We start from the raw sequence: 2,524 nt of genomic DNA, 5'->3' as shown, positions 1-2,524 counted from the left end.
TGAATTGAAAGCTTCGGAACCTCAAGTTAACTAAAATTTGTAGCTGTAGGGATTTATGGCTGGATATCTTTCATATCTGTCCACCCTACAATGTTTGGTATTAGTGCATTGTCATGGTATAGATAGTGGGAGCATCTTGCTCCCGCTCTAATAGGGATAAGTAACTTATGATAGGAGTTTATATTATAAGTAATACTTTTTTCTCCTATATTGGTATTATCCCTAATTCTCTAATTTTATAGCAGTCGAAGGAAAGAAGAGGACATATCAAAAGCTGAAAACTCAGACAATGCCAGATTTTTCCTTCTGCCTTCTGCCTTCTGCCTTCTGCCTTCTGCCTTCTTCCTTCTGCTATAGCATCTGTTAAGAGATAGGTATTAATTCCTCTTCAAAAAACCAAGTACCTATGTTTTCTTCAAATTCGACCCAAAAGCCGATTCCACTACCGTCTACCATTTTGAATTCTTTTATTGTACCAATTGGATTTTTCTTCAGTTGGTCAATTATATTTGCGGGTGGTATAGGTTGTTGTTTGATACCTTTTACTTTTACTTTCTGACCTATTTCCATTTTTGTTTACGATGTTCTCCTAGTGGTATGAATCAATGCACAGTTTATATGAAATTAGTGCTTGAGCACAGTTCTATAGTATAAACCAAAAGTCTAATATGAAAGGTCAAAAGCCAAATTATTTCTATGATTGAGGTATAGTATTAATTTGATAAATGTTTGCTACAAATAACTAGGCTATTTATTAGGAGTCAGGTGGGGAAGCCGCCGGATTGGCGACGTACAGGAGGACCGAGTCATATCAAATCCGGTTAAACAGCCATAGAATGGTTAAGTTAGGAGTCCTCAGGAGTCAACCCACCCCTCGCCCCTCCCCCTCCCAGGAGGGGAGGGGAAGTCAGGAGTCAGGAGGAGAAAGAATTACAAAGATAAACGTAGTTATGGCGATTGAAGATTTTTTTTATGTCCAATTAAACGGATTTGATATCAGCAGGGAAGAAGAAGGAAGAGGAGAAAAAGGAGAAAGTTTTTTTATAACTAATTATCCGGACATGATATAAATTATCTTTTTCGTCAAAGGGACATCTCCTCTAAAATCTTTTGTTCGTCTCAGCGGAACTTAATTCTATCGCACTTATTATTCGTAACATTTTTTTTCACGGTTGGTATAAGAATTTGAGAATGTCCTAAGCAAACTTTGAACTGCAATATAGCACTGCTGCTTAAATTCTCATATCTACATAATTTGTTTCATCTCAATATTTAGAGCTTCTCCTAGAGTTTTGACGAGCAAAAATTATCATGAAACTAATCATAGAAATCTGGGTAATTATTATGGGCATTAAATATCTATGACAATTAGCGTACTCCAGGTGAAGTGTGAAGTATTAAACCCAATAGTCAAGGGGTTAAATAGTAGTTATTCCCAATTCCCTATTCCCTACTACCCTCCACCGAAGATTAATAAAAAATGATAAATGATTTAAATAAAACTCAGATTCCGCACATCAATTTTTCATATAATAAAGTACCACAAACATCAGTGGGTTGCTCAGTATTTATAGTCTATAAATCATTATTTAACTCAGACAAAAGCCAAATTAAATTAAATAAATTAAGCAGAAATACTTGATGGAGCCAGATAATTAGCCACCATCATTCCCTACTGACTACTAACTAATGACTACTAAATAATGACTACTGACTACTAGCCCTTTATACTACGCTTTCAAGTGCGGAATGTAGGATGAAAATTATGTTTGATCATTTTTAGAGAAAGCCTAAAACACTTGCTGTATCTAGGAATTTTTTAAATTCAGTATCTACGGGTGCGGCAGGATTCGAACCTGCGGCTCGCGACTTAGAAGGTCGCTACTCTATCCAACTGAGTTACGCACCCAATTTTAAACTATGAGATTGAGGTTACTCTTTATTATTCTACTTGGCAAATCTCCAAATACGCAAGTCGATCTTTGATATTTAGATTAATTAAGTACAAGTGTCTTGAGAGTAAATGGACTAGAAATACTAAATCCGGCGATCGCTAGTATTTTGATTATGAGGATCGGGCAGAATACACTCGTGCTGAGAGTAGAATTTATTATATATGTAGTCCATTGAGGTAAAAATACCTATAGCTTGTTCTCGAAGAAGCCCACATAAAAATTTCAGTAGAGCAGTTTCAGATGAATTATGGCCTTATTTCCCAGAAATTTGATCTAGACAGTTATTAATATATTTAGGAGCAAGATACTTGAAAACTTGTAAATCCAGTATTGTAATCGTATAAGAGAAAATCTGTAAAAATATACTATGTCTGGTGATGGAAAAATTTCACACACGGTAATCAGGGAAGGGGTGAGATAATTCTTAAACATTACACTACCGATAAAGTATGGTAAGTCTCTCATACTAACTTAATATATCTATACTTTATAAGTCCACAATTTTAGCTTTTGCTTGAGGGAGTTATATTATTTATAGGGTACTAATAAATATCCTTACATATTTATCA

General features: G+C 35.0%; 2 protein-coding genes and 1 tRNA gene. 1 reads left to right on the top strand and 2 read right to left on the bottom strand.

The window, feature by feature from the left end; genetic code table 11:
- Nucleotides 1-363 precede the first annotated feature (363 nt).
- Nucleotides 364-570: a DUF2862 domain-containing protein gene (locus F6K13_RS28035; RefSeq protein ID WP_124145194.1), complete on the bottom strand. Its 207-nt coding sequence runs from the start codon at nt 568-570 to the stop codon at nt 364-366.
- A gap of 266 nt (nt 571-836) precedes the next feature.
- Between F6K13_RS28035 and F6K13_RS28030 the strand changes: the two genes are divergently transcribed.
- Nucleotides 837-1,070 (top strand): hypothetical protein, encoded by a 234-nt coding sequence (locus F6K13_RS28030; RefSeq protein WP_287289133.1) that lies wholly within the window; start codon nt 837-839, stop codon nt 1,068-1,070.
- Between the two features lie 765 nt (nt 1,071-1,835).
- Here F6K13_RS28030 and F6K13_RS28025 read toward each other — a convergent pair.
- Nucleotides 1,836-1,909 (bottom strand) — tRNA-Arg (locus tag F6K13_RS28025).
- Nucleotides 1,910-2,524: the final 615 nt, after the last annotated feature.

The organism is Okeania sp. SIO2B9 (assembly GCF_010672505.1).
Lineage (GTDB): Bacteria > Cyanobacteriota > Cyanobacteriia > Cyanobacteriales > Microcoleaceae > Okeania > Okeania hirsuta.
The sequence above is the reverse complement of the archived record's forward strand: the minus strand, read 5'-3'. Positions and strand labels throughout refer to the sequence as shown.

What these genes read in the sequence shown, in the direction of transcription:
- F6K13_RS28030 (WP_287289133.1), top strand. Translation starts at nt 837, where the DNA reads ATGGTTAAGTTAGGAGTCCTCAGGAGTCAACCCACCCCTCGCCCCTCC.
- F6K13_RS28035 (WP_124145194.1), bottom strand. Translation starts at nt 570, where the DNA reads ATGGAAATAGGTCAGAAAGTAAAAGTAAAAGGTATCAAACAACAACCT.